The 2,425-nt window shown below is 42.7% G+C and carries 2 protein-coding genes and 1 tRNA gene; 1 reads left to right on the plus strand and 2 read right to left on the minus strand.

The annotated features are described in order from the left end of the window. Positions 1-18 precede the first annotated feature (18 nt). Positions 19-95: transfer RNA gene (locus tag U9Q77_03930), tRNA-Arg, on the plus strand. Positions 96-167: 72 nt separating this feature from the next. On the opposite strand, the gene U9Q77_03935 is transcribed toward U9Q77_03930, so the two are convergent. Both U9Q77_03935 and U9Q77_03940 read right to left on the minus strand, forming a co-directional pair. After that, on the minus strand, positions 168-1,085 hold the full coding sequence (locus tag U9Q77_03935; GenBank protein MEA3286506.1) for a tetratricopeptide repeat protein: 918 nt from the start codon (positions 1,083-1,085) through the stop codon (positions 168-170). A 15-nt stretch (positions 1,086-1,100) separates the two neighbouring features. Next, positions 1,101-2,318 (minus strand): VanZ family protein, encoded by a 1,218-nt coding sequence (locus U9Q77_03940; GenBank protein ID MEA3286507.1) that lies wholly within the window; start codon positions 2,316-2,318, stop codon positions 1,101-1,103. Positions 2,319-2,425: the final 107 nt, after the last annotated feature.

Genomic DNA, 2,425 nt, shown 5'->3' on the forward strand with positions numbered 1-2,425 from the left:
AGGTTGTTATCACACCAAGCACCAGTAGCTCAATTGGATAGAGCGTTTGGCTACGGACCAGAAGGTTCCGGGTTCGACTCCTGGCTGGTGTACCATGTAAGCCCCTGTCAATCAGGGGCTTATTTGTTTATACAGAAGTAACTGATATAATTACTACAGGAATAGAGCTATGGAGTATTTTGTCCATTGGCTAACGAAGCTTTGCTACGCTCTAATAATATTTCTACAGATTCTAAATTGGAATGTGCAGATTGAAAAGCAGGCCAAATATCTAAGGCTTTCCGGTAGTTGGAAGCAGCCATTTCCATATTTCCAGCTCGAGCAAAAGCGTTACCTAGAAAACTATAGGTCTTGGCCAGTTCACGATCCCACTTGATCTCCCAATCAAATACCTCTGTGTCATACTGATCAAGAGTAATCTCTGGTTTGAAATCAAGCAGCAACGAATCGATCTGAGCGATATATTTTGAGTCTTCCTTACGATTAAACTTATCCTCAAGTAACATCCCCCGGTAGAGATCCGCCATGCTTAAACGACTCTGTAATGACCTCTCAAAAGCACTGATGGCATCCGTAACTCTCCCCTGCTTGGTGCGGATCAATCCGACCTTTCCGTATGCATACGATGGCAAAGGGGCGGCCTTTGCAGTTAGTTCATAATATCGGCAGGCATCATTGAGTTGACCCTTCTTTTCATATAGCTCTGCAATATTGTGGTAAACCGTGTGGGGTGATGCTGGATTAAGCTTAAGCACGTATTCAAAAGTACGTAACGCTTTATCATGTTGGCCCATTCTTGAGTAAGCGATTCCCAGGTTACCGGCGGCTGCATTAAAGTCAGGAACCATTTCTATTGCACGCCTATAGTATTGGGCTGCGTTTGTGTATCGTTTGCTTCTGAGTTCCTGATCCCCCAGATGCTTGATATCCATGGCTTCGCTGTTCTTCCCGGGATCAGAAATATGTACGAGCCAGGCAGGTTCAAAAAGTGATATCAATCCGAATACAATCAACCCAAACCAGAACCCGATCACAACCAGACCTACCACCCGATCTTCAAAAGATTGTGTTTCTTTGAAAATCATAGATTTTTCACGGTACTAACTGTTGTTAATGATGAAAAGCACATCTTTTCCATCCTCCTGCAGTCTATTAAACAGGTCACACGCCTCTGGAGTTTTCAAGCGAATTATCTGTAAAGCGCGACCTGTATGTTCATTGAAAACAAACTGCACAACTTCATCATGTGGAAAACCAACGCCACCATGCCCGCTTGACCCGGTTCCGATCAATAAGATATCTCCTGCATGCTTTTTGATCGTTTGTTGATCCCGTCTATTGAAGTAATCCTTTTTGTCAACAAGTCTAAACCGGCCATCAGGAAAGATCATGATATCAAAAAAAGGAATGGGAATGCCCCGATAAATGGTCAGACCCACCTGATTGTGGACGATTCCCGATCCATAATAATGATAAAATGCAACTCCTTGAGCCAGCAATAACAGGGCGAGAACACTAAGTATAATTCTGCGGAACACTTTCCATTGCAAGAAGTGAATGACCAGAAATATCAGCATGAAGATGACTATCACGATACCCATGAGGATAACCCAATAAGAGGTATCGGTGAGGTTTGAGGCAACGATGAGGAAAATGTAAGTGAACAGGATCGCCAGGGACAGCAGACTTGCAGGTGACTCTAAATAGTCTTTGAATTTTGGTCGAGCAATCCCCCATTTCCCTTCAAATAAACACCTGTCGTGAACAGTGAAAATCATAAAAATAAGACCTAGCAAACTCCCCCAGCTATCTTTGCCAATATCGCTCATATCGAAGACTCGATCTGAGATAAAAACCTGGATACCCTCATCAAATGTGGAGATGGAGATCGCTCCCAGAAAGGTGTACAATATTACCTGATCAAGTTCCAACCCACGTCTTGAAAAAACCCGCCAACTCATATAGACAAAGATCGCATAGGCGAAATAGTGCCAATTATGCTGAAGCTCATAGAATTTGTGATTAAAATAGAAGTCACTGGATTGTTGCCCCACCCAAAGTAGTCCCAATATCACTCCTATGGATAGTAACCGCCTTTGAGTCAGATGTCTCGAGCTGACCAGTAATGCTACTATCAAGACAGCAATAAAAGTCAGGAGCACATAGGGAATGTCAAAGCCACGCACCGTAAACATAGCTTCTGAAACCATTCCGACAGCTGATTGTAAATAATTCTGAAGCATGAGGAACGGTGTAAATATCAGCAATAGTACATAAAGTACCAGATGGAGCTCAGGCCTTAATATTGAACGATTCAATTGAAGTAATCTTTGCTTACAAAAAGACCTGTTTGACTGATTGTTTGTTCAACCATGAACGATTCCCCTGGATGTCAGTTAATTCAGACCTAATTTGAGCTAGAAAT

Source organism: Candidatus Neomarinimicrobiota bacterium, assembly GCA_034716895.1.
In the GTDB taxonomy this organism is placed as follows: Bacteria; Fidelibacterota; UBA8477; order UBA8477; family JABMPR01; genus JABMPR01.

Excerpts from the sequence above, each read along its gene's own strand:
- U9Q77_03935 (MEA3286506.1), bottom strand. The coding sequence starts at position 1,085 with ATGATTTTCAAAGAAACACAATCTTTTGAAGATCGGGTGGTAGGTCTG.